General features: G+C 57.8%; 24 protein-coding genes and 1 tRNA gene. 7 read left to right on the top strand and 18 right to left on the bottom strand.

Features of this window, described 5'->3' with window-relative positions:
• Positions 1-52 precede the first annotated feature (52 nt).
• Entirely contained in the window at positions 53-1,117 is a 1,065-nt protein-coding gene (locus ACYQ0G_RS01010) for a Leu/Phe/Val dehydrogenase (RefSeq protein ID WP_460098382.1), read from the bottom strand.
• A 56-nt stretch (positions 1,118-1,173) separates the two neighbouring features.
• A tRNA-His gene (locus tag ACYQ0G_RS01005) sits at positions 1,174-1,250 on the bottom strand.
• A gap of 193 nt (positions 1,251-1,443) precedes the next feature.
• On the opposite strand from ACYQ0G_RS01005, the gene ACYQ0G_RS01000 reads away from it, so the two are divergent.
• The gene (locus ACYQ0G_RS01000; protein WP_460098380.1) at positions 1,444-2,079 is read left to right on the top strand and encodes a prolyl hydroxylase family protein; all 636 of its coding nucleotides are present in this window, start codon (positions 1,444-1,446) and stop codon (positions 2,077-2,079) included.
• Positions 2,080-2,138: 59 nt separating this feature from the next.
• Here the strand turns inward: ACYQ0G_RS01000 and rpmE are convergent, their stop codons facing one another.
• From rpmE to pyrH, 10 genes are all read right to left on the bottom strand, one after another.
• A complete protein-coding gene (rpmE, locus tag ACYQ0G_RS00995) occupies positions 2,139-2,363 on the bottom strand; it encodes a 50S ribosomal protein L31 (protein ID WP_460098378.1) in 225 nt (74 codons plus the stop codon).
• 94 nt (positions 2,364-2,457) lie between these two features.
• Entirely contained in the window at positions 2,458-2,910 is a 453-nt protein-coding gene (gene fabZ / locus ACYQ0G_RS00990) for a 3-hydroxyacyl-ACP dehydratase FabZ (RefSeq protein WP_460098376.1), read from the bottom strand.
• Between the two features lie 22 nt (positions 2,911-2,932).
• Positions 2,933-3,613 carry an OmpH family outer membrane protein gene (locus tag ACYQ0G_RS00985; RefSeq protein WP_460098374.1) on the bottom strand — a complete coding sequence of 227 codons (681 nt, stop codon included), beginning with the start codon at positions 3,611-3,613 and terminating at the stop codon, positions 2,933-2,935.
• Positions 3,613-6,306: an outer membrane protein assembly factor BamA gene (bamA, locus tag ACYQ0G_RS00980; RefSeq protein ID WP_460098372.1), complete on the bottom strand. Its 2,694-nt coding sequence runs from the start codon at positions 6,304-6,306 to the stop codon at positions 3,613-3,615. The genes ACYQ0G_RS00985 and bamA overlap by 1 nt, the downstream gene beginning before the upstream one ends.
• Positions 6,307-6,442: 136 nt before the next feature.
• A complete protein-coding gene (gene rseP / locus ACYQ0G_RS00975) occupies positions 6,443-7,552 on the bottom strand; it encodes an RIP metalloprotease RseP (RefSeq protein ID WP_460098370.1) in 1,110 nt (369 codons plus the stop codon).
• A gap of 26 nt (positions 7,553-7,578) precedes the next feature.
• Complete coding sequence (gene dxr, locus ACYQ0G_RS00970; RefSeq protein ID WP_460098368.1) at positions 7,579-8,730, bottom strand: 1-deoxy-D-xylulose-5-phosphate reductoisomerase; 1,152 nt, start codon at positions 8,728-8,730, stop codon at positions 7,579-7,581.
• On the bottom strand, positions 8,727-9,359 hold the full coding sequence (locus ACYQ0G_RS00965) for a phosphatidate cytidylyltransferase (protein ID WP_460098366.1): 633 nt from the start codon (positions 9,357-9,359) through the stop codon (positions 8,727-8,729). The genes dxr and ACYQ0G_RS00965 overlap by 4 nt, the downstream gene beginning before the upstream one ends.
• A 118-nt stretch (positions 9,360-9,477) precedes the next feature.
• On the bottom strand, positions 9,478-10,161 hold the full coding sequence (gene uppS / locus ACYQ0G_RS00960; RefSeq protein WP_460098365.1) for a polyprenyl diphosphate synthase: 684 nt from the start codon (positions 10,159-10,161) through the stop codon (positions 9,478-9,480).
• 146 nt (positions 10,162-10,307) lie between these two features.
• Positions 10,308-10,865, bottom strand: coding sequence for a ribosome recycling factor (frr, locus tag ACYQ0G_RS00955; RefSeq protein ID WP_460098363.1), 558 nt, complete (start codon positions 10,863-10,865; stop codon positions 10,308-10,310).
• A gap of 33 nt (positions 10,866-10,898) precedes the next feature.
• A complete protein-coding gene (gene pyrH / locus ACYQ0G_RS00950; RefSeq protein WP_460098362.1) occupies positions 10,899-11,624 on the bottom strand; it encodes a UMP kinase in 726 nt (241 codons plus the stop codon).
• 108 nt (positions 11,625-11,732) lie between these two features.
• Between pyrH and ACYQ0G_RS00945 the strand changes: the two genes are divergently transcribed.
• Positions 11,733-12,194 (top strand): VanZ family protein, encoded by a 462-nt coding sequence (locus ACYQ0G_RS00945; protein WP_460098361.1) that lies wholly within the window; start codon positions 11,733-11,735, stop codon positions 12,192-12,194.
• A gap of 91 nt (positions 12,195-12,285) precedes the next feature.
• Here ACYQ0G_RS00945 and tsf read toward each other — a convergent pair whose 3' ends face one another.
• Entirely contained in the window at positions 12,286-13,212 is a 927-nt protein-coding gene (gene tsf / locus ACYQ0G_RS00940) for a translation elongation factor Ts (protein ID WP_460098359.1), read from the bottom strand.
• Positions 13,213-13,331: 119 nt separating this feature from the next.
• Entirely contained in the window at positions 13,332-14,081 is a 750-nt protein-coding gene (gene rpsB / locus ACYQ0G_RS00935) for a 30S ribosomal protein S2 (protein ID WP_460098357.1), read from the bottom strand.
• Between the two features lie 354 nt (positions 14,082-14,435).
• Between rpsB and ACYQ0G_RS00930 the strand changes: the two genes are divergently transcribed.
• The gene (locus tag ACYQ0G_RS00930; protein ID WP_460098355.1) at positions 14,436-14,678 is read left to right on the top strand and encodes a hypothetical protein; all 243 of its coding nucleotides are present in this window, start codon (positions 14,436-14,438) and stop codon (positions 14,676-14,678) included.
• Here the strand turns inward: ACYQ0G_RS00930 and ACYQ0G_RS00925 are convergent.
• Together ACYQ0G_RS00925 and ACYQ0G_RS00920 are read right to left on the bottom strand one after the other, a co-directional pair.
• Positions 14,647-15,489 (bottom strand): CDP-alcohol phosphatidyltransferase family protein, encoded by an 843-nt coding sequence (locus ACYQ0G_RS00925; RefSeq protein WP_460098354.1) that lies wholly within the window; start codon positions 15,487-15,489, stop codon positions 14,647-14,649. The genes ACYQ0G_RS00930 and ACYQ0G_RS00925 overlap by 32 nt on opposite strands.
• Positions 15,486-16,235, bottom strand: a complete 750-nt coding sequence (locus ACYQ0G_RS00920) for a phosphatidylserine decarboxylase (protein ID WP_460098352.1) — start codon at positions 16,233-16,235, stop codon at positions 15,486-15,488. The genes ACYQ0G_RS00925 and ACYQ0G_RS00920 overlap by 4 nt, the downstream gene beginning before the upstream one ends.
• Positions 16,236-16,334: 99 nt before the next feature.
• Here ACYQ0G_RS00920 and ACYQ0G_RS00915 point away from each other — a divergent pair, with 99 nt between their 5' ends.
• Positions 16,335-17,411: a phosphatase PAP2 family protein gene (locus ACYQ0G_RS00915; RefSeq protein WP_460098350.1), complete on the top strand. Its 1,077-nt coding sequence runs from the start codon at positions 16,335-16,337 to the stop codon at positions 17,409-17,411.
• Here ACYQ0G_RS00915 and ACYQ0G_RS00910 read toward each other — a convergent pair.
• Both ACYQ0G_RS00910 and ACYQ0G_RS00905 read right to left on the bottom strand, forming a co-directional pair.
• Entirely contained in the window at positions 17,372-18,514 is a 1,143-nt protein-coding gene (locus tag ACYQ0G_RS00910; RefSeq protein WP_460098349.1) for a beta-ketoacyl-ACP synthase III, read from the bottom strand. The genes ACYQ0G_RS00915 and ACYQ0G_RS00910 overlap by 40 nt on opposite strands.
• A gap of 37 nt (positions 18,515-18,551) precedes the next feature.
• Positions 18,552-19,841, bottom strand: a complete 1,290-nt coding sequence (locus ACYQ0G_RS00905) for an adenylosuccinate synthase (RefSeq protein WP_460098348.1) — start codon at positions 19,839-19,841, stop codon at positions 18,552-18,554.
• A 337-nt stretch (positions 19,842-20,178) separates the two neighbouring features.
• Between ACYQ0G_RS00905 and ACYQ0G_RS00900 the strand changes: the two genes are divergently transcribed.
• From ACYQ0G_RS00900 to ACYQ0G_RS00890, 3 genes are all read left to right on the top strand, one after another.
• Complete coding sequence (locus tag ACYQ0G_RS00900) at positions 20,179-22,029, top strand: DUF1800 domain-containing protein (RefSeq protein ID WP_460098346.1); 1,851 nt, start codon at positions 20,179-20,181, stop codon at positions 22,027-22,029.
• 10 nt (positions 22,030-22,039) lie between these two features.
• Positions 22,040-23,464 (top strand): DUF1501 domain-containing protein, encoded by a 1,425-nt coding sequence (locus ACYQ0G_RS00895; RefSeq protein WP_460098345.1) that lies wholly within the window; start codon positions 22,040-22,042, stop codon positions 23,462-23,464.
• 95 nt (positions 23,465-23,559) lie between these two features.
• Positions 23,560-24,375, top strand: a complete 816-nt coding sequence (locus ACYQ0G_RS00890; RefSeq protein ID WP_460098343.1) for an aldo/keto reductase — start codon at positions 23,560-23,562, stop codon at positions 24,373-24,375.
• Positions 24,376-24,473 lie beyond the last annotated feature (98 nt).

Genomic DNA, 24,473 nt, shown 5'->3' with positions numbered 1-24,473 from the left:
TTAAACCGTGGCCGAAGCCTATTGCAGCCGCAGCCTCCCGCGGCAAGAACGATCAGCGTCCAATCAGTTCCTGCGCCATCCGGTCGGCGACCTGATCGGGCGAAACGCCGGTTTCGTCACTCTTCTGCCAAATTTGCTCCAGTCGGCCAGGAATGAGTGCGATACGCTTACGCACTTCGTTGATATCGCAGGGCGCTTCGTCCTTACGGCACAGATATTCGAGAGTTACCGAGATTATCCCGCCCGCATTGATAACGTAATCGGGCGCGTAAAGAATATCGCGCTCGGCAAGCATCGGGCCATGCTCGGGACGTTGAAGCTGATTGTTGGCGCCACCGGCCACGATCTTGCAATCGAGGCGACCGATCCCATCGTCATCGAGTATCGCACCAAGGGCATTGGGACTGAAGACGTCACACGGAACCGACATGATCGCTTCCGGGCCGACGCATTGCGCATCAAGTTCGCGCGCAAGATCCTGACAGCGGTCCATGTTGATGTCCGAAAGGGTAAGCTTCGCACCTTCCTTCGCCAGAAGGCGGGCAACACCGCCGCCAACACTGCCGGTTCCCTGGATAGCGACATGGACGCTGTCCATGCTGTCCTTCCCAAGCTTGTGCTTCACCGCAGCCTTGATGCCGAGAAAGATACCAAGCGCCGTGAACGGTCCCGGATCTCCGCCAGCAGCGTTTTCACCTTCTACCGGAAGGCCCGAAACATATTGGGTACGCTGAGCTACAGCTGCCATGTCGGCTTCAGAAATACCGACGTCTTCGGCAGTCACATACTGGCCAGCAAGCGCATCGACTGCATCCGCAAAAGCGGCGAGCATTTCGGGCGTTTTGTTCTTATTTTCGTCCGCGAGGATCACCGCCTTGCCACCGCCCATAGGCAGGCCGGCCATGGCATTTTTATAGCTCATCCCACGACTAAGACGAAGTGCATCCCGCATGGCGGCTTCAGGCTCGGCGTAGTGCCAGAACCGTGTGCCACCGGCACCTGGGCCGAGATGGGTCGAATGAAGGGCAATAATTGCCGTGAGGCCGCTTTTCGGGTCGCGTACGACCTCGACCAGTTCATGGTCGTCGTAATCCGCTTCGGTCCAGAACGCCGTCATCGATCAATCACCCCCAAAAAGGTATTTCCTATTCCGGAGCGATAAGGGGGAGAAAATGGGGCGATCGACGGGGTTCGAACCCGCGACCTCCGGTACCACAAACCGGCGCTCTAACCAACTGAGCTACGATCGCCACACGCCCCCGGAACGCTGCCGGGAAGGCGGCACATATACGCAAGGATGGGCCCGTCAACCCGCCTTCCGCAACGGCGTGCGCCTGTTGCACAACATGGCCCCGATGGGAAGCCAAAAAACGCATTAGGCACCCAACACGCAACTTTCTTTCACGCCTTGCGAGAGCCGTTTGGTCGACTAATGGAATAGCGATGACTTCACGCGGCGAATCTTCCAGCGAACTCCTGCTCTCAAGGCCGGGCGTCCAGCGGCTCCCATCGGACAAGATCGAGCTATTCCAACTACGAGACTTCGTCGGACCCGATTTATGTGAACGCTTGATCAAACTGATCGACAGGGACCGAAGACCATCAACCCTCGCCGACGAAGGAGATGATCGCTATTTTCGCACCAGCGAGACCTGCGATTTGCCAGAAGAAGATCATACTGTGCGCGAAATCGAGGCTCTGCTGGCCGCGCTTAATGGAATCGATCCCGCCTATGGCGAGCCCATGCAAGGCCAACGCTACGACATCGGGCAGGAATTCAAACCCCATTGCGACTATTTCAATCGCGACGGGCGCGATTGGGAGAAATACTGTTCTGTAGCAGGGCAGCGCACCTGGACCTTCATGGTCTATTTAAACGATGTCGATGCCGGCGGTGCGACACGGTTCAAGGCAGTGAAAAAGACTTTTCAGCCGGAAGCAGGGAAGCTGGTCTGCTGGAACAACAAGCGAGCCGATGGGCGCGAAAACCCGAACACGATCCACCACGGAATGAAAGTCCGGAAGGGCGTGAAATACGTTATTACCAAATGGTATCGCGAAAAAGTTTGGGGCTGGTGACGTAAAAAAGGGCGATCCCAAAGGACCGCCCTTCGAAACTTCGTCGTTTCCGGAAAGACTTACTTCTTGAGCGTAAGTCCGCCGAAGCGCTTGTTGAATGCTGCAACACGACCACCTTCGGAAAGCTGCTGCTTGCCGCCAGTCCATGCAGGATGGCTGGTGGGATCGATTTCAAGCGTCAACGTGTCGCCTTCGTTGCCCCAGGTGGAGCGCGTCTGGAATTCAGTGCCATCGGTCATCTTGACCGTGATCATGTGGTAAGCGGGGTGACCTTCGGCCTTCATGATATACGTCCTTCTAGCTTCGGAACGGTTCCGACCGGTCCAGCTGTGTTTGGAAAGGTTGCGCCCTTAACGGGGCGCACCTGGATTCGCAAGGTTATTCGGGCGCGTCGGCGATCATGGCGGTGAAGGCTACCTCACAGGTGACCTTCCCATCGACAGAAGCCTCGCCTGCAAACTTACAGACACGCGCGCGTTTCTGCACGAATTCCGCCTTGAGATCGAGAAGGACGCCAGGAGTAACCGGAGCGCGGAACTTCGCATTCTCGATCGCCATGAAATACACGAGCTTGCCCGATCCGGCGAGATTGAGGCTCTCGACAGCGAGAACTCCCGCGGCCTGCGCCAGTGCTTCGATCTGAAGGACGCCGGGCATGATCGGTGCGCCGGGGAAGTGTCCTTGGAAGAAATCCTCGTTAAAACTGACAGCCTTGACCGCGTGAATTCGCTCGTCGACAACGAGCTCCTTCACCCGGTCGACGAGAAGCAGGGGATAGCGATGGGGAAGGCGTTTAAGCACCTCCACGACGTCGAATCCGGTATGGCTCATTTCCCCTGTCCTCCGTCCTGCATCAACGACCGGTGGTCTGTGCCGGTTGCTGCTGCTGCGCGGCAGCCGCCTGCTGCTGACGAGCCGCGACCATACGGATCTGCTCGACCTGCTGGTACACAGCTACCGATTGCTGGCTGGGTTGCCAGCCTTGCGGTGCGGCCGTCTGAACGCTGGGCACGCGGGTATTGAGTGCAGCTACGACCTTCTCGCTGATGTTGGCGCCAGGCGCCGACCATGCAACTGCGTCGGGCGAAAGCACGACCTGAATGTTGCTAGCCGACGTAACCGTCTGAAGCGCCGCCGAATATTGCTGGAGGATCTGTTCGACAGCATAGACACGGGCCATGTCGATCTGGTTACTGAGCTGGCCGATCTCGCGTTCGAGCGTCTGGATCTGCTGAGCCTGCGGAGCATTCTGAGCAGCCTGCTGCTCAGTTTGATCGAGATTGCCGTCATTGTTCGTATCCAGCTGCTGGATCAAACCCTGAGCTTGCTGCTGCTTCTGTTGGATCTGCTGGATCTGCGAAGCATAAGTGGTGTTGATCTGCTGGTAGGCAGTGTTGAGCGCTTGACTGGCGGCGATGGTTGCCGGCGGATTGACGATACCGATGCTGCCGCTGACCTGCGCTGCAAGGGGCGAAGCAGCGATGGTTGCACCTGCGAGACCGGCGATGGCGAAGGTTTTGCTGAAAATGTTCATCAGAATTGCGTTCCTACGTTGAAGGAGATGACTTTGGTGTCGTCGCCTCTCTGTTTCTTGATCACTTGAGATACATCGATCCTGAACGGACCGAAGGGCGAATTCCAGTTGACCCCGATGCCTGCGGTAATGCGCGGGCTGATGCTGTCGCCAAGGAAGACTTCCTTGTAATAATTACCGATCGCGGGATTGAACGGCGTTCCATCCTCCGCAGTTGCATTGGTGGTCTGTAGGAATTGACCCGTGGGCTCACCGTCGGAATTGAGTACCGGCTGCAAATACAGCAGGTCGCCAGAGAGATTGCGGAGCTGTTCACCATTCGGATTATCGACAAGCGTCGGACGGTCGACCGCGAACAGGGATCCGACATCCAGCCAGATCGAAGGCCTCAAGCCCATTTCCTGAGCGCCGGATCCAAGTGGAATTTCAAGCTCGGCGCGGCCCAGATAGTAAGCGCGACCACCAAGCGAGTCGTCGAAATTCCGATTATTGTTCTCGCGCAGGTCCTCGAGCGTTTGAAGGATGCGCGGACCGCTCGGATCGTCAGGATTGACCTGATACTGAAGCCGCACAACGCGCGGGCCAACGCCGCGAATGTCGAAACCGCGGAATTGTGGTTCACCAAGCTGGAAGCGATCTGTCAGGCGAACGTCGTCAAAGCCGGGGGTTCCGCGATCTTCGAGCGCCTTGATCCAACCACCTTCAGCTTGAAGCGAGAAGATGAACCCGGAGCCGAGCGGCATCCATTTGCCCATCTTGGAGCGCATTCTGAGGTACTTCACATCCCCGCCCAGCCCGGCGAATTCGGCTGTTGTTGAAATCGATTCGCCGCGCGTTGGACGTAGGCGACTGTTTAGCGAATCGTAGTTCAGCGTGAAACCAAGAATGGAACTCGTCCGCTTGCCGACAGCCTCGCAAATAAAGCGCGATTGCGTACATTCATCGACGCCATCACCGTCAAAATCGCCGAAGTAAGCCGACCCTACGGTAACGTCTTCGAAGTTCAGCGTATAACTACCAATGGCCGACATATACTCGGTCAACGGCACACCGGCACGAAGCTGGAGGCCCGTGGTCGCCTGCTTGTAACGGTTCAGCTCGCTCGCGTAGAAATCATTGTCGTATTCGCGGTGGTAGACATCCGCGCCCATCGAGATGTTGCGGTCGAACACATAGGGTTCGGAGAAACTTACCTGCGCTGATTTGGAGAAGCGCGAGTAATTCAGGCTGAGACCGATGGTTTGTCCACGCCCACGGAAGTTGCGCTGACGGATCGAACCCGCGAGAACGAACTTTTCAAGACTCGAGAAGCCTGCCGAGAGCTGCAGCTCACCTGTCGGCTGCTCTTCAATGTTGGCTTCCAAAATTACGCGGTCAGGAGCGCTGCCCTCGACCTGCGTTATTTCGAAGTTTTCCTGGAAGTAGCCAAGCGAACCGATACGCGCTTCCGAACGTTTGATGGCCAGACTATTGAAGGCATCGCCTTCTGCCACGCGGAATTCGCGTCGCACGACCTTGTCCTGCGTAAGCGTATTTCCGTTAACATCGATACGCTCTACATAAACACGAGGAGCTTCACGAAGAACGAAGGTTACGTCCATCGTGAGATCTTCGGGATTGCGCGTAAATTCGGGTCGAACGTCAGCGAAAGCGTATCCGAAAGTGCCGGCGAGATCGGTCATCTGCTCGACCGTATCTTCGACTTGCTTCGCGTTGTACCAGTCTCCGCTCGACATCGGCAGTCGGGTGGTCATTGCGGTGCTGTCGAAATCACGCAATTCGCTGCGCACTTCAACATCGCCGAATTTATACCGCTCACCTTCTTCCACCACATAAGTGATGATGAAGTCTTCCTTGTCCGGCGTTAGCTCCGCGACGGCGGATACTACTCGGAAATCGGCATATCCTTCAGTCAGATAGAAGCTACGCAGATTTTGCTGGTCAAATGCAAGACGATCGGGATCGTAGCTTGTGTTCGAGCTCAGGAAGGAGAGCAGGCCACCGGTCTGCTTGGTAACCATCTCATCCTTCAGATCACCATCAGAAAATTGCTCGTTCCCGATGATGTTGATCTGACGGACTTTCGATTTCGGCCCTTCGTCGATCTCGAAAACGATATCTACCCGGTTCTGGCTGAGCTCGACCATCTGTGGCTCGACCGTCGCGGCAAAGCGCCCCTGACGCTTGTAAAGCTCGATAATGCGGGCGACATCTGCGCGGACCTTGGAGCGAGTAAATATCTGGCGCGGTGCGAGACGAATTTCCGGAAGAATCTTGTCATTCTTGATCCGGTCGTTGCCTTCGAGAATGATCCGGTTGATCACCGGGTTCTCGACCACATTAATTACGACATTACCGCCTTCGTTCGTGACACTCACGCGCGAAAAGAGTTCAGTCGCGGAAAGGTCTTTGATGACCTGGTCACCAGCTGCAGCCGTATAGGCATCGCCTGGCCGAAGGCGGATGTACGATAAGATCGTCTGCGGTTCGAGGCGCTGCGCGCCTGAAACTGCAATGCTGCGGACTACGTCCTGCTGCTGAGATGCCAGGGTTGGCTGAGCGGTCTCAGGAGCCGAATCCTGGGCCAGCAGCAGTCCGGGCGTACCGCCCATGATCGTGCCTGCCAGCAGGCCAGCTACCAACTTCGTAGCGCGCTGTTTCGTCTTGCCAGCGGCAGTCGCAAATCCAGTCATCGACAAGGGAGTTCCCGTCCTCAAATAATCCATCGGCCTGCCCGTCTGGAGGCCCGATGGCCCCCTGCCCGAAGCAGCCCGTCCAATCAAGCCGTGTCGATCCGCTAGAAACCGATCGTACTTGGCCTGTGCCCGCCTAATTCCCGAACACCGGGAGCTTGGCGATATCGATGAAGGTGACGAATATCATCAGTGCGAGCACAAGTGCGACACCGGCCCTGTAGGCCACCTCCGTACTCCGGGGGCCAAGCGGTTTGCGGCGGATTGCTTCAGCCGCGTAAAACGCCAGGTGCCCGCCGTCGAGGGCCGGAATTGGCAGGAGGTTGATGAATGCCAAGTTAAGCGAAATCAGCGCGACAAAGTTGATAAAAGCGAGCGGTCCCATACTCAGCTGCTCGCCAGCATATTTGCCGATTGTGACTGGACCTCCCAGCTCCTTCACGGAGCGATCCCCGACAACGATCTGCTTGATCCCTGTTATCATCATATCGACCATATTGGCCGATTGGATCACGGAGAGTTTAGCGGCCTCACCGATACCGACGGGCTGGAAATCGAGACCACCGGAATAAATGCCAAGCCGACCGACACGTGAACTGTTCCCGAATCGATCGGTTTCAACGCTATCAGCGATTGTCACTGGAATTGTCAGGTCTCTGCCATTCCGCTCAATCGACATTTCGATGGTCTTGCCAGGGAACATCAGCACTCGATCCTGAATGTCCTGGAATTGGAGTACTGCCTCGCCATCGATCGCCGTAATCCGATCACCTTCTTCCAGACCAGCCTGGCGCGCGGCGGATTGCTCCGCAAAAGTCTGAATTACATTGGTTTCGGAAGGATCGGCCGGCACCGGTTTTCCATACAGCGCGAAGAAACTGGCAAAGATGGCCAGGGTAATAAGGATGTTCATTGCCGGTCCGGCGAAGACGATCAACGCCCGCTTCCCCAGCGAAGCATGATGAAAACTGCCGTCTCGCTCTTCCGCCGATGCGTTTGCGATTGCTTGCTTATCCGGAATGCTCGCCGGATCCATATCACCCTTGAATTGGACGTAACCTCCCAGGGGCAAGGCGGATAATTTCCAGCGCGTGCCGCGTTTGTCGGTCCAGCCGGCCAGCTCCTTACCGAAACCAACCGAGAAAGCCTCCGCCTTCACTCCGAAAAAACGACCCACGAGATAGTGGCCGAGTTCATGGAGAGTCACGAGCGGCCCCAGCAACAGCGGGAAGCCGATGAGATACATCCAAAAGGGTATCGAAGATTCCAAGGTCAGTCTTTCTCCAGAAGCTCTACTGTAAGCCCTCGCGCCGCAGCGTCGACAACGAGTACCTCGTCGAGCGATTGCGGGTCGGGCGGCAGATTTGAGGCGTTCAGAACAGCCTCCACCAATAGAGCAATGCGGCTGAACCGTATCTTACCAGCCAGAAAAGCCGCCACGGCGATCTCGTTAGCAGCGTTCAAAATTGCCGGAGCCGCTCCGCCAGCTTCTGCCGCCTGTCGAGCCAGCCTCGTCGCTGGGAAACGATCCTCATCGGGCGGGAAAAAGGATAACTCACCTATCGACGCAAGATCGAGCGGGTTCATCGGCGTCTCCATTCGCCCTGGGTAGGCGAGACAGGATGCGATCGGTACGCGCATATCCGATGGACCGAGTTGCGCCAATGTCGAACCGTCGCGATATTCTACCATGGAGTGGATGACGCTTTGTGGATGCACCACAATCCGAATTTTATCCAAGCCGACCGGGAACAGATGGTGCGCCTCGATGAGTTCAAGGCCCTTGTTGAACATGGTCGCGCTGTCCACGCTGATTTTGGCGCCCATGTCCCAGTTGGGATGCGCGACAGCCTCTGCCGGTGTCACCGCGTCCAAGTCATCGACGAGCCTCAAGGGACCGCCACTGGCCGTCAGAGTGATCGATCGGACTTCATCCAGCTTGCCCCCCTGAAGACACTGGAAGATCGCATTGTGTTCACTGTCTACCGGTAGAAGTGTAGCACCGTGCTTATCAACCGCAGCGGTCATTACCTCGCCTGCCGAAACCAAAGCTTCCTTGTTGGCCAGTGCGACCGTCCGGCCCTCTTGGATTGCAGCCATCACCGGGGAAAGCCCAGCGCAGCCGACAATCGCCGCCATGACGATGTCGGCAGGCCGCGCTGCGGCTTCGCCCAGAGCCCTTCGCCCGGTTGCAGCTTCAACGTCGGATCCGGCGAGTGCCGCTTTCAGATCATCGTGGAGAGACTCATCGGCGATGACCGCAATGCTCGCCTTGAATTCACGCGCCAGTGCCGCAAGCTCATCAACATTTGAGTTGGCAGTTAGGGCTTCTACGCTCCAGCCCTCGGGATTACGGCGAACAAGGTCTAGCGTGGACGCTCCGACGGAACCTGTTGCTCCAAGAATGCTGATCGAGCGGGTCATAGGCTGCTATTCAGGAACAGCCCGGCCAGCAATACAACCGGAATGATGCCGTCTGTCCGGTCAAAAAACCCGCCGTGCCCGGGAATGAGGTTAGAACTGTCCTTCACCGCTGCCTTGCGTTTGAGCCAACTTTCTAGAAAATCTCCGCTTTGCGCAGCGATCGCTACAACGAGCCCAACGAGAACGATGGATATTATCGAAGTTGGCGCCACGCGTTCTGCGACGCTGCCGTCTATAGCAGGGGCAATCTGAGCGCTGAAAAGGCCAAGCCATACGCTTGCTCCGACCACTCCTCCGAGCAGCCCGGCCCAGGTTTTCGACGGGCTGATCCGCGGCGCGATCTTCGGTCCGCCGAGGGTTCGACCAAACCCGTATGCAAAGCTGTCCACGAAGATAACTGCGCCGACTACACCGATTATCATCGCGATCGGAAGTTGGGTGAGAATATAACCCGCAGAACAGATATACAGCGTACCTGATATCAGCGAAATAACGCGAGCCGAAAGTTTGGAAGTGGCACGAGGTACGAGCCGCAAGAATTCGGCCCAAGTCGCGAATGTGACAAGCACGATAAAGGCATCGAGCCAAAGGTCGCCAGCCAGCACCGCACCAATTGCTACTGCTAGCATGACAACTGCAGACGCAATCCGAACAGGTAGATCAGAAGTGCGCACCGATAGCGGTACGGTCATGTATCGAAGCGCCCGCTCCTTCAGCGCATCCCTTCTCCGCACTGTGTCTCCGGCCTCACCGTCCCCCAAATCGCCTCTCCCTGCCCGAAAACTGGTCGAGCGCATCCATCAGATGTGCCGGCGTGAAATCCGGCCACAATATCTCTGTGAAGATCATTTCCGCATAAGCAGCCTGCCACAAGAGAAAATTGGACAGGCGGACCTCACCGCTGGTGCGGATCAGCAAGTCGAGAGGCAGCAGATCGGCGGTATAAAGGTTTGCCGCAATAGTCTGCTCGGTCACTTCTCCACTCGCTGCCGCTTTGGCGGCGGCCTGTGTGATTTCCGCCTGCGCGCCATAATTTAACGCGACTGCCAGCGTTCGCGAACCGTGCGCCGTCTTGGCCAGCGCGTCCTCAAGCATCTCGACGATGTCGGGTGCAAGCGATTGCCAGTCACCGATAATGTGCAACCGGACATCATTAGCGATGAATTCGGGCAGGTCCGATTTGATGAACTTACGCATGAGGTTCATCAGATCATCAACCTCGTCCTCCGGCCGCTTCCAGTTTTCCGAACTGAAAGCATAAAGGGTGAGGCATTCGATCGACGTGTCTTTCAAGCTGCGCACAAGGTCGCGGACTGCTTCAACGCCCTTACGATGCCCCATCACTCGTGGGAGATGTTTGCGCTTCGCCCACCGGCCGTTACCATCCATGATGATGGCAACATGGCGAGCGATCTTATTGTCAGGCTCCATACCCAAATTCCGTTCGCCTGCGGTGTACCGTCTGCATGAGCAGATCGACAAATCGACGACCGAATTTTTCTCCCATCACGGTGTAGTTGTACGGGGAGGATCTGCGTAAGGAACAGACCGAACCGCAAAGAAAAGGCAGCGCTTGATCACTGCGTCATGATTTCCTTTTCCTTCGCCACTGCCGCCTGGTCGGCTTCCGCCACATATTTGTCGGTCAGCTTCTGGACGTCATCCTCGTAACGCTTGCGCTCGTCTTCGGAGATTTCTTTCTTCTTCTCGTCTTCCTTCAGCGCTTCCATGCCGTCGCGGCGAACGTTGCGTATCGCGATCTTGCCCTGCTCTGCGTACTGGCCCGCGAGCTTGGCGAGATCGCGGCGACGTTCTTCTGTAAGGTCAGGCATAGGGAGGCGGATGGTCTGGCCGTCCTGCATGGGATTGAGGCCGAGGTTGGCTTTGGCAATGCCCTTCTCGACCGCGCTGACATTGGCCTTGTCCCAGACCTGCACGCTGAGCATGCGTGGCTCGGGCGCAGAGACCGTCGCCACCTGGCTGAGGGGCATCATCGCGCCATAGACTTCGACCACAACGGGATCGAGCAGGCTGGTATTGGCGCGGCCGGTGCGCAGGCCCGAAAGGTCGCCCTTGAGGCTTTCCACGGCGCCCTTCATGCGGCGTTCGATATCGGCTTTGTCGTATTTTGCCATCGTCGGCTTCCTCGTTCTGTCGGTTCGTTCGTCTTATGCGGCCTGATCGGTCACGATGGTCTGCACGCCACCGCCCGAAAGCACACGTGCCAGATTTCCCTTTTCGCGAATAGAAAAGACCACGATAGGGATATCGTTATCGCGGCACAGTGCTACCGCACTGGCATCCATGACCTTGAGGTCGTCCGCCAGCACGGTGCTGTAACTTACAGTGTCATATCGCGTTGCCGCAGCATCTTTCTTCGGATCGCTGTCATACACGCCGTCGACGCTGGTGCCTTTCAGCAATGCATCGCAATTCATCTCGGCTGCACGCAAGGCAGCGCCGCTATCGGTGGTGAAGTAAGGGGCGCCAACGCCAGCAGCGAAGATGACGATGCGGCCCTTTTCAAGGTGACGTTCTGCGCGGCGGCGGATCACGGGTTCGCAGACCTGATCCATCTGGACAGCACTCTGCACCCGCGTTTCGACACCCAGCTGTTCAAGCGCGCTTTGCATGGCAAGTGCGTTCATCACCGTGGCAAGCATGCCCATATAATCGGCCTGCGCCCGGTCCATCCCCTGCGCAGCGCCTGCCATGCCGCGAAAAATATTGCCCCCGCCAATGACCAGGCAGATTTCGAGGCCCGTTTCCTTGGCGGCCTTCACTTCCTTCGCCAATTCCAGCACGAATGCCGGATCGATGCCGAACTGGTTCGTTCCCATCAATACCTCGCCCGACAATTTCAGGAGGACGCGGTTCATCTTGGGAAGGGTCATGCTGGCTATTCTCTTTTCAGGGTTTGCGGCTCCTTAGCCATGACAGGTAAAAGGCGCAAAGGGAAAGGCCCGAATGTCAGGACCGTGAGTGCAGGATTATGTGCGACCATGCCGACGACCCTGCACAACTGGACAAAATTTCATGACAGAAACGCTGCGCAATTCAGCGCAGCGCAACCAGAACAGTGCACGGACACGCCGATGAAATCCGAAACCCTGATCCGAATCGGCTTTCTTGCCCTGCTGGCGGTCATTTTCGTCATGGCTAACATGCCGGGCAACGATGCGCCGTCCGTGTTTTCCTATGACAAGCTCAATCACATGCTCGCGTTCTTCGTGCTGAGCGTAGGCGCCACCATTGCCTGGCCGCGAGCGAATCCGCTGGTGGCTGTTGCCTTGCTCAGCATATACGGCGGTGCGATCGAATTATCCCAGTGGGTTATGAATCTGGGGCGCCAAGCCGACTGGCGTGATATTGCCGCTAACAGCGTTGCCATCGCGCTTGGCATGATCACGGGATATACATTTAATGTTATCCGAAGGCGCATCGAGCGCTGCCGCAAAACGTAGCTGCACTGCCTGGATTAATCTCTATGTCCACACACGAAAAAAGCCGCCGGTCCCGAAAGTCCGGCGGCTTCAATAATTAAGCTGTTAGCTATCAGCCTTTGACAGCAGCAGCCACTTCAGCCGCGAAGTCGGTTTCTTCCTTCTCGATGCCTTCGCCGAGCTGGAAGCGGACGTAGTCTACCAGTTCGACCTTGGCGCCGATGTCCTTGCCGGCCTGCTCGACAACCTGAGCGATCGGCGTCTTGTTGTCGATCACGTAGACTTGGCTGAGCAGCGCATTTTCCTTGGCGTACTTGTTGACCGCGCCTTCGACCATCTTTTCCTGGACGTTTTCGGGCTTGCCGCTTTCGGCAGCCTTTTCCTTGGCGATCGCGCGCTCACGCTCGATAACTTCGGCGTCGAGGCCGTCTGCAGTCAGGGCCTGCGGGAAAGCGGCGGCGATGTGCATGCCGAGCTTCTTGCCGAGTTCTTCGAGCTTGGCTTTGTCGCCTTCACTTTCGAGAGCGACGAGAACGCCAATCTTTCCGAGATCGGGAGCAACCGCATTGTGCATGTAAGGAACGATCACGCCGTCCTTGACCGACACGGTCTTCATGCGGCGGATCTGCTGGTTCTCACCGATCGTAGCGACATTGTCGGTGAGCTTTTCGGTTACAGTACCACCATCGGGGTAAGCAGCCGACTTGAGCGCTTCGACATCGTCACCATCGGTGGTGAGTGCAACCTGCGTAGTCTTGCGGACGAAATCCTGGAACTTGTCGTTCTTTGCAACGAAGTCGGTTTCCGAGTTCACCTCGACGGCCACGCCCTTGGTGCCTTCCACGGCAATACCGACGAGACCTTCGGCCGCGGTACGGCTCGACTTCTTCTGGGCGGTGGCGAGGCCCTTGGCGCGCAGCGCGTCGACAGCGGCTTCGATATCGCCATTGGCGGCTTCGAGCGCCTTCTTGGCATCCATCATGCCCGCGCCGGTCTTCTCGCGCAGGGCTTTTACGTCAGCAGCAGTGAATGCAGCCATGGTAATTTCCTTCTTGGGTGTTTCAATGCAATCGCACCGGGCCTGCTGGTATCAGCGGCCCGGCGCGTATCTCGCTTATGTGACGGGAGCATTGCGCCCCCGCCGACCGGGAATGGGCCTTAGGCCGCAGCTTCTTCCGGCGGATTTTCCATCGCGCCGACATCACGGCCACTGTCCGTCACGCCTTCGCCCTTGCCGCTGCGAGCTGCTTCGGCAACCGCATCGCAATACAGCTTGATGGCGCGGGCAGCGTCGTCATTGCCCGGGATCGGGAAAGCGATGCCGTTCGGATCGACATTGGTGTCGAGCACTGCAACCACCGGAATACCAAGCACGTTCGCTTCCTTGATGGCGAGGTCTTCCTTGTTGGCATCGATCACGAACATGATGTCCGGAATGCCGCCCATGTCGCGGATACCGCCAAGCGAAAGTTCCAGCTTGTCACGCTCACGCGTCAGCTGAAGGATTTCCTTCTTGGTCAGGCCCGACATTTCGCCCGAAAGCTGCTCGTCGAGCGTCTTGAGACGCTTGATCGACTGCGAGATGGTCTTCCAGTTGGTGAGCATGCCGCCCAGCCAGCGGTGGTTGACGAAGTGCTGGCCCGAAGCGAGCGCTGCTTCGCGGATCGGGTCCTGCGCCTGGCGCTTGGTGCCGACGAACAGCACCTTGCCGCCCGAACGTGCGGTCGAGCTGATGAAGTCGAGAGCGCGCCCGAAGAGCGGCACGGACTGCGACAGGTCGATGATGTGGATGCCGTTGCGCGCGCCGAAGATATACGGCTTCATGCGCGGGTTCCAACGGTGGGTCTGGTGGCCGAAGTGTGCGCCGGCCTCAATCAGTTGCTGCATGGTGACGGTAGGAGCCGCCATGGTCATTTCCTTTCCGGTTGTACCTCTGGAAGACTGGAACCCGTGATGCGGAGTATCCCGCGATCGGGCACCGGTATGAGCGCCTTCCATGTGGATTTGCCTGCCATATGAACAGCCCGAACGGCCGATTCATTGACGGACGGCGCGTCGCATAGCGACCTATCGCCGAGAAATCCAGACTCATTTGAACGCAAAAAAGGAACAGCCAGCGTCGAATTCCCTTGACAGAGGGGAACAAAAAGAGAACATTGCCCTTATCGCCGGAACGAGCGGCTGGATTTGGGGGTTTTCCCCACAAGTTACCCCGCCTGTCAACAGCCTTGTGCACAGGCATGCGGGAAGGAGATATTTGATATGGTTTCTGGTCTTCTCATCACCTTGTTCGCCCTGGCTACTGTGGCGACAGCTTTCGTTCTCGCGGATACCGGACTACGCTGGTGCTCAGCTTTCAAACTTCTGCGCCACCGGATGAAGCAAGGATATGCAGGCGCGGGCATGGGGCAGCGCCCGGCTGTGATGACCGGCGGTGCAAACGGCTTCGGGCGGCAGGCCCGCCCCTACCCCGTTATTGGGCAGGTGACACGGCGCGCCGCCTGATCTTCGAATAACGCATCAGGGTGAAGGGAAGCAGTGCCAGATAGCCGATACCGATGACGCTGAGAGTCCACCAAGGTTCAACCAGCAATGCGGCAAACAGCAGTCCTACAAACGCCAGCAACCACAGGCGTATGCCGCGCCTGGGGCGCAGGGACGTCCAGCTAGGCGTCGCCATGCTGGAAATCATCAGCAGGGCAGTTGCCAGCAGCCAGGGGCCGACGAAGATCGGCGAACGGAAAACATCCAGCCCGGTCGCCATCCAGAGATAAAACGGCATGAAGGCAAGTCCGGCGCCCATGGGCGCAGGGACGCCTGTAAGAAAGCCAAGCGATTTATGCGGCTGTTCTTCGACATCGATCTGGGCGTTGAAGCGTGCGAGGCGAAGGGCGCAGCAGATCGCTAGCGCCAGTGCGGCAAACCAACCCCAGCGAGGCTCGGACGAAAGCGACCACAGATAGATAATGATGGCAGGAGCCGTACCGAAGCTGAGCGAATCGGCCAGACTGTCCAGTTCGGCGCCGAACCGCGATTGAGCTTTCAACAAACGTGCAATGCGCCCGTCCATTCCATCTAGGATGCCGGCAACTATGATCGCCACGGCAGCCGCTGCCCATTGTTCCGAAATCGCGAAGCGTATTCCCGTCAGGCCCGAGCATAGCGCCGCGGCGGTAATCGCATTGGGTGCCATCGCGCGAAGCGAAAGCCCGCGCGACCGACCCATGACGGGCACTTCGTCTTCAGCCGCCTTGGGGCCGAGACGCGCATTTTCTTCGGGCGCGTTGCGACGCGTAGGGTCGGACAGCAGGCTCATTGTGAAACTCCTTCAAGCAGAGGCTGGCTGCCCACGGCGGCGATAACGGTTTCGCCTGCCACGACCTTCTGGCCGAGCATTACGTAAGATCCAGTGCCCTGCGGCAAATAGACATCGACACGGCTACCGAAACGGATCAGCCCCACCCTTTGGCCAACGCCCAGCATGTCGCCGGGTTTCACGAAAGAAACGATCCGCCGCGCCACGATGCCGGCGATCTGCGTGAAAGCGACCTTCACCCCGTCCGATCGCTCGATAAGGATATGCTGGCGCTCATTATCTTCGCTCGCCTTGTCGAGATCAGCATTCAGAAATTTGCCGGGGACATATACCAGCCGCCTGACGATCCCCCCGATGGGTGTCCGGTTTATATGCACATCGAATGGCGAGAGGTAGATGGACACCCGCGTTACTGCCCCGGGAGCCAAGCCTGTCTCTCCGCTGCCGTCTTCGACCATAAGTTCATGCGGTGGCTCTACTTCCACGATCTGAACCACCGTCCCATCGGCCGGCGAAACGATGAACCGATCGTCCTGCGGAACGACGCGCTCGGGGTCGCGGAAGAACGCAAAGACCGCAATACTCAGAAAGGCTAGCGGCCAGGCAATCGTTTCCCAAGCAAACCAGGCGCACAGCAGAGAAAGGGCCAGTGTAGCGAGGCCGAACTTGCGTCCTTCGGGATGGATGCGCGGCACGCCGGAGTGAAGATCACCACGGCCTTTGTTGTCCTGAAGGTCGGTCGCCATATCCGCTCCCCTAGGCGGCAAACGGCTGTGCGACAAGCGACACGGCGAAACACCGTTCCCTTAGCAATTTCTTCACCAGCACATGGTAAACGCACGGTTATGAACGTGCTGAACGACATCGCCCGCCGGTGGTGGGGAGAAATCCCGGTCTATCTCTTCGGCCTTGTATGCAGCCTTGTGTGCTTGTTGATATGGTCAACGTATGGGGTCGATTACGATATCGATCAGTCGCTGTTCAGCTTCACGCTTTTCTATACCTGCGGCATAATCTACTTCTTCGTCGACATCTGCTGGCGTCTGTTCCGCGATCGGCCTGCCAGACCGCTGTCATGGGCCCGCCAGCGCTATTTTTCGAAGACTTCGCTGCTTCTACTGGTCGCCAGCCTCCCGGCAATCGCGCTTTGCGCCACGATGATCCCGCTGTTTTCGAGCATGAAGTCGATGATCCCGATGTTCACCGACTATAGCTGGGACCCCACATTTATCGCCTGGGACAGGGCGATCTTCTTCGGCACCGACCCGTGGCAGGTCTTGCAGCCCGTCCTCGGATACCCGGCGATCACGGCTGCGATGGCTTTCGCCTACCACGTGTGGGTCGTGTTCCTTTACCCGGGCGTCATCGTGATGGCGCTGCTCCCCTCGATCTCCAACGACCTGCGTCGCCGTTTTTTTCTCAGCTATGCTCTCGCATGGTCGGTGGTCGGTGGTTTTCTGGCTACGTGCCTTGCATCGGTAGGCCCTGCCTTCGCCGAACCGCTGCTGGGTATTGATACGTTTACCGATCAAATGGATTATCTGCGCGCGGCCAACGAGCAGGTCCGCGTGATGACAATAGGCGTTCAGGACATGCTGATCGAACGCTTTCACGACGAGGAGCGGAGCATTGGTAGCGGCATTACCGCGATGCCCTCCATGCATGTCGCGGTTTCGGTTCTCTACTGGCTCGCTGCCCGCGAAATTTCGCCAAAGGCGGGGCGATTCTTCTTCTGGTTCATGGTGCTGATCTGGCTTGGCTCGGTCCACCTCGCCTACCACTATGCGCTGGACGGTCTCGTATCACTGGTGGCGATTTACGGCATCTGGCGAACCGTGCCCATAGTTTTCCGCGCCTGGGACCGCATCCCTGCCCCGTGGCGTCAGCCCGCCTTGCGAACGAATACCGTTCCGGCTGAATAGCCAGCACCAAAGCTACAGATCAGGCCCGTATCTCCGGCCTCCAAGTCACCATTATGCAAATGGAAAGCGATTATCGAGCCGGCGCTTGATGTATTGCCGTACGTGTCGAGGACGGTAGGGCTTTCGTCCTCATTGGCTTCGTGCCCAAGGACACGCTGAGCGATAAGGCGGTTCATTCCGGCATTTGCCTGATGCAACCACAGCCGACGAAGGCCTTGCGGATCGATATCCAGCCGTTCAGCCTCATCCACGATCATCTTGGCGACCATGGGAACGACTTCCTTGAAAACCTTGCGCCCTTCCTGGACGAAAAGCTTATCCGGCCCTTCCGCATCCTCCGGATAAGCTCGGTTCAAGAAACCGAAATTGTTACGAATGTTGTTGGAGAACACAGTCTTGAGCTTGGTCCCCACAATATCCCAGTGCTGAGCCGGCGCGAGAGCGGCATCCTCAACCAGCACAGCGGTAGCGACGTCGCCGAAGATGAAATGGCTGTCGCGGTCGCGCCAGTTAAGATGGCCGCTGGTTATTTCAGGGCTGACGACGAGGACACTTTTCGCGTTACCCGACCGAATGTAATCGGCCGCCGTCTGAATACCGAAGGTGGCCGAAGAGCATGCCACATTCATGTCGAAGCCAAAGCCATCGATACCCAGTTCCTGCTGGATCTCGATTGCCATCGCTGGATAGGGGCGCTCCATGTTCGACGCAGCGCACAGCACCGCATCGACATCTTCGACCTTGCGACCCGCGTTTTCCAGCGCCTGACGTGCAGCCTTAACCCCGATCTCCGCGAGCAAAGACAATTCATCGTTGGAACGCTGCGGCCACCGCGGTGCCATGACATCCGGATCAAGTACCGGCTCTTTCGCCATGACGTGCCGGGCCTTGATGCCGCTGGCCTTCTCGATGAATTCGACGGAGCTTTCCGTCAGCGCATCCAGCTGGCCAGATTCTATTGCGGCGGCATTCGTCTCGTTATGGCGGCGGACATATTCGTTGAAGCTGGCGACCAGCTCTTCATTCGAGATGCTGTCTTCCGGCGTAAACAGCCCGGTAGCCGAGATTACCGGGCGGCCCGACATCTTTGTGGTATCAGTCATGGTGCGTGCCTAACCCCCGCCTTTGCGGGCGGCAAGATCAATCCATGAAGGGATCCCGCATCAGGATCGTATCGTCTCGCTCCGGACTGGTGGATACCAGCGAGACAGGCGTTTCGATCAGTTCCTGAATACGCTGGATGTATTTCACAGCGTTGGCTGGCAGGTCTGCGTAACTGCGCGCACCGGCAGTCGAATCTTTCCAGCCTTCCATCGTTTCGTAGATCGGTTCGACGGCGGCCTGATCGGCGGCATGGCTGGGGAAATAGTCGTAAACCTGCCCGCGCAGACGATATCCCGTGCAGATCTTCACTTCATCCAAACCATCCAGCACATCGATCTTGGTCAGCGCGATTCCCGTCACGCCGCTGATCGAGCAGCTCTGGCGCACGATCACTGCATCGAACCAGCCTACGCGGCGCTGACGACCGGTTACGGTACCGAATTCATGCCCACGCTCGCCCAAACGTTGGCCGATCTCGTCTTCCAACTCGGTTGGAAAGGGGCCGGAGCCGACGCGGGTCGTATATGCCTTCACAATGCCAAGCACATAACCGGTGGAGTTCGGACCGAGCCCGCTACCGGCAGCGGCCGTTCCGCTGACGGTATTGGAGCTGGTGACGAAGGGATAGGTGCCATGGTCGATGTCCAGCAGGACGCCCTGTGCACCTTCGAACAGGATCTTGGCACCGGCCTTGCGCACTTTCTTCAAACGCTTCCAAACCGGCTGAGCATACTGAAGTACGAAATCAGCGATCTCGCGTAGTTCCTTCAGCAGAGCCTCGCGGTCGACAGGCGGTTGGTCGAAACCCGCACGCAGCGCATCGTGGTGGGCGCAAAGTCGGTCTAGCTGCGGCTCCAGATCGTCGAGGTGTGCAAGGTCGCATACCCGTATCGCACGCCGACCGACCTTATCTTCATAGGCGGGACCAATCCCGCGCCCGGTAGTACCGATCTTTCCCGAACCGGCAGCGGCTTCGCGCAAACCGTCCAAGTCGCGGTGGATCGGCAAGATGAGCGGGCAGTTATCGGCCAGCGCAAGGTTATCGGCGTTGATCTTCACACCCTGACCCTCGAGTTTCTCGACTTCCGCCTTGAGCGCCCAAGGGTCGAGCACCACCCCGTTACCGATGATCGACAGCGTTCCCGACACGATGCCCGACGGAAGAAGCGACAGTTTGTATGTCGTTCCATCGATGACCAGCGTGTGTCCGGCGTTGTGGCCACCTTGGAATCGGACCACAGCATCGGCGCGGCTCGCCAGCCAGTCGACGATCTTGCCTTTGCCCTCATCGCCCCATTGGGCACCGATCACCGTTACATTGGCCACGAAATTTCCTTCCTGCTGAGTGCGCCCCGCTCCGATTCCGCGCAGCGGGCGGCGATTAGGGGAGCGCTTCTTTGAGGGCAAGCCTTGGGCTATCCGTCAGGCGGTACCGGACGAATGATAACCAGCTCGAAAATATTTAAAGCAACACAATCAATGGCGACTGCAAAGTAATTAAGTTACACTTATCCATCACAATCAATCACCAACAACTGTTTGACACAAACGTTTGGTTACTCTTGCGTTAAATAGGTTCCGTTATAAAAATTCCACTGGCTGATTTCTAAGTCAGCAATGGATCCGGTGCCAGGGATCGGCACTGCAGATAGACGGGAAAACGATGGTCGACACTATCACGCGCGATTGGGCGATGACGGGCGCGCCCGACTTGGACGCGGATGAGGAAGTTGGCGCCCGTCATGAAAGTGCAAACCGAACTAGCGAGATCGTAGGCAAATCAGCCGCCATTGGGACACTGGCTGCGGGGCTTGCTGCTTGCGGCGGCGGAGGAACTGAAGGCTCATCGCCTGGAGGCGGCAATGCGGGTGTGCCGCCGATCGAAGTCCTCAAGCCCCAGACTGATGCCCAGGCAGCACGCTTCGCCCTGCACGCATCGCTTTCGGTATCTCCGCAGGACATCTCCAATCTCCGGCAGAACGGTTACGAGGCATGGCTGTCCAGCCAGATGAATGCGCCTAATTCCCAGACGGCAGCGGAATTCTTCGCTTCTCGCGGCTTCAATCGCATCGACGAAAACAATCATTATTCGCGCACCCAGCCCGCTAATTCGATGATTTGGGCACAGCTGATGGATGGTGGCAACGGGGTGCGCAAACGCATCGCTCTCGCACTATCGGAATTCTTCGTTGTCTCGCTCAATTCCGTCGACAGTCTCATCTGGCGCAGTCAGGGAATGGGCGCTTATTGGGATGCGCTGAACGAACGGGCATTCGGCAATTTCCGCGTTTTGCTGGAGGATATCGCTCTCAACCCTGCGATGGGTGTCTACCTTAATACGCGGGGTAACAAGAAGGCGGACGCCCGGACCGGCCGGGTGCCGGATGAGAATTTCGGGCGCGAGGTCATGCAGTTGTTCTCGATCGGCCTCTATGCCCTCAACCAGGACGGCACAGAGCAACTCGATAGTTCTGGCAGACCGATCGAAACCTACGACAATGATGATGTAACAGGCATCGCCAAGGTCTTCACGGGATACGATCTCGATTTTTCCGAAACGACGCTGCATCCCAATCCGACGGGAGCAAATTGGCAAATACCGGAGCCGGATGTTGCCACACGGCGGATGACTGCCGACGCCAGCAAATGGCGCTATCCGCGCAGCGAAAGCTACCATTCGCCGGAGGAGAAGTCCTTTCTCGGGACGACCATTCCAGCTGGAACGGGCGCAACCGAGAGCTTGGCGATCGCTCTGGATGCGCTATTCAATCACCCCAATGTCGGGCCGTTCTTCGGCAAACAGATGATCCAGCGGTTGGTGACGAGCAATCCCAGTCCGGCTTACGTCGAGCGGGTGGCGCGCACTTTCAATGACGACGGGACGGGCAAGCGCGGCAATCTTCGCGCCGTCTTCAAGGCTATCCTGCTGGATGATGAGGCTTTGTCGGACAATGGTCTGTCCGATCCCCGTTTCGGCAAGTTGCGCGAACCGATGCTGCGTTACATCCAGTGGGCACGAACTGTCGGAGTGGAGTCTGCCAGCGGCAACTGGGACATCGGCAATACCGATTCCAGTTCTAACGGTCTTGCCCAGTCGCCGCTGCGCTCCCCCTCGGTGTTCAATTTCTTTCGCCCCGGATATTTTCCAACCAATTCGCAAGCTTCGGCGAACGGGATGGTGGCCCCCGAATTCCAGCTCGTGAACGAGACGACGGTCGCCAGCTATCTCAACTTCATGCAGCAAGTGATCCGCGGCAAAGGGTCGCGATCGAACGATGTGAAACCTGTCTATTCTGCTGAAATCGCCATTGCGCACGATCCGGCGGCCCTGCTCGACCGGCTCGATCTGCTCCTGACTGGCCAGCAACTCATGGAGGCAACGCGCAGCGAAATCCTGGCGGTTATCGAGGGAATGGCCGTGACCGAGGCGAGCCCCAAGCAGGACAAGCTCAATTTGATTTATATCGCCGTGATGCTCGTCATGGCGTCCTACGATTATCTGATCCAGCGCTGAGGAGACGGGAATGTTAATCGGAAATCTGCCCGAAGTCTCGCGTCGCGCCTTTTTGCGTCGGTCGGCCCAGCTAGCATCCCTGGGTGCGGCATCCAGTTACGCGCTGGGGCTGGCGGGCATCGGCGAAGCGGCTGCCTTCGATGCGAGTGACGGCTACAAGGCGCTGGTGTGTGTCTTCCTTCTTGGCGGCAACGACCACAACAACACCATTATCCCGTTCGATCCGACCAATTATGCTCGATATCGCGAAATCCGCGGCCTCGCTTCGGATGGCACGGGAGTAGGCCTGACCCGGTCCGACCTGACGGCGACGGTACTTGCGCCGCCAGACGATCAGCAACTGACCGACGATCTGATCTACGCTGTTGCCCCGACCATGCCACACCTCAAGGCGCGCTTCGATGCCGGGCATATTGCACCCTTGCTCAACGTAGGCCCTCTGATTGCCCCACTGACCCGAGCGGAGTATGAAAACAGCAATCACGTGCGCTATCCACGTCCGGCGAAGCTTTTCTCTCACAACGACCAGCAGTCGACCTGGCAATCCAGCCTTCCCGAGGGCGCACGAAGCGGCTGGGGCGGCCGAATGGCCGACCTTGCACAATCGCACAACACTAACGCGATGTTCACCGGCATCAATGCATCGGGAAATACCGTTTTTCTGTCGGGAGAGAACTTCGCCCCTTATCAGGTCAATGGATCAGGTGCGATCAAGATATCCGGATATGGTGGCTCCCTCCTAGGCTCGCGCGCAGCCGGAGCAGCGTTGCAGACGATCCTGGGGCAACACAATGGCAGCGTGCTGGCAAACGACTATGCCCATATGACCGCGCGATCGCTTCAATACGGGGAATTCGTCAACAATGCTCTGGGCAGCGTCGACCTTACTACCCAATTCGACTCAGGCAATTCGCTTGCCCGGCAACTGGAACTTGTAGCCCGGCTGATTGGAGGGCGCGGCTCACTGGGCGTGAAAAGGCAGGTCTTCATGGTGTCGATGGGTGGTTTCGACACACACGACGGGCTCCCGGGGAAGCATCCCGGCCTGCTCGCCGCACTCGATAGCGCGCTGAATTCGTTCTATCAGGCCACAGCAGAGTTAGGCGTGGCGGACAAAGTCACGACTTTCACCGCATCCGATTTCGGGCGTACTCTGACCTCGAATGGCGACGGATCCGACCATGGGTGGGGCAGCCACCATTTCATCATCGGCGGCGCAGTCAACGGCGGGCGGTTTTACGGAACGGCTCCGCACGTCTCGGTTAACAGCGATGATCAGGTGAAACAGGGTCGCCTCCTGCCCAGCACCTCGGTGGACGAATATTCCGCCACGCTGGCCAAATGGTTCGGCGTCAGCGCCAGCGAAATGCCATCGGTCGCTCCCAACATTGGCCGTTTTGCCGCTCCTGATCTCGGGTTTATGCAAACTACGTGATGATCTGCGCACCGGTCGGCGCAAATCCGGCACGAGCGGAAACTGTCTTCGGAAACTTCAGGCCCCTTCTCCATTGATCGGGCAAAGGAGTTATTATGACAGACTATCCCACCCTCGACCTGAACGACGGCCGCCAGATCCCGCAACTTGGGTTCGGCACCTACAAGCTCTCAGAAGAAGAGGCGCCAAAGTCAGTCTCGACCGCAATCGATGTCGGTTACTGGCTGGTCGATACAGCCGCAGTTTATGAAAACGAAAAGGGCGTCGGTAAAGGCGTCGGAGACTGGTCGGACATTTTTCTGCAGACCAAGGTCTGGAACGAAAGCCAAGGCTATGATCGCGCGAAACGTGCCGCGGATAAATGCCTTGAACGCTTGGGGCGCGAACATGTCGACATGTTGCTGATCCACTGGCCATGCCCCGACAAGGACCAGTTCGTGGATACCTGGAAAGCATTCATCGAACTGCGTGATGAAGGCAAAGCCAAGTCGATCGGCGTATCCAACTTTCGCGAGGAAGATTTGCGCCGCATCATCGGCGAGACCGGTGTAACCCCCGCGTTGAACCAGATCGAGCTGCACCCGACATTCCAGCAACGTGACCTGCGCAAGGTCCACGAAGAACTTGGCATCGTAACTCAAAGCTGGTCACCGCTCGGCCAGGGCGAAGGCCTTTCGAACGACACGATTGAAGCCATCGCTGAAGAAACAGGCCAGCCGGCTAGCGCCGTAATCCTGAGTTGGCACCTGCAGCATGGTTTGTGCCCCATCCCCAAGGCCACCAGCCGCGATCATATCGAGGCGAATTTCAAGGCACTGTCTTTCAAGCTGACCGATGCACAGATGTCTAAGATCGATGCGCTTGACGATCCCGATGGCCGGATGGGGCCCCACCCTGCCGAACTTAACTGATATTACCGTATTATACGGTTCTCGCGCTGAGGCGGCTCTGCAAGGAGCCGCCTTTCGTGTTTTTGCTCTCGGTTTCGCCGCATCCAACCTCTCGACTG

The organism is Qipengyuania triglochinis (assembly GCF_054655615.1).
Note: the sequence above shows the minus strand (reverse complement) of the source record. Positions and strands in the feature narration are given on the sequence as shown.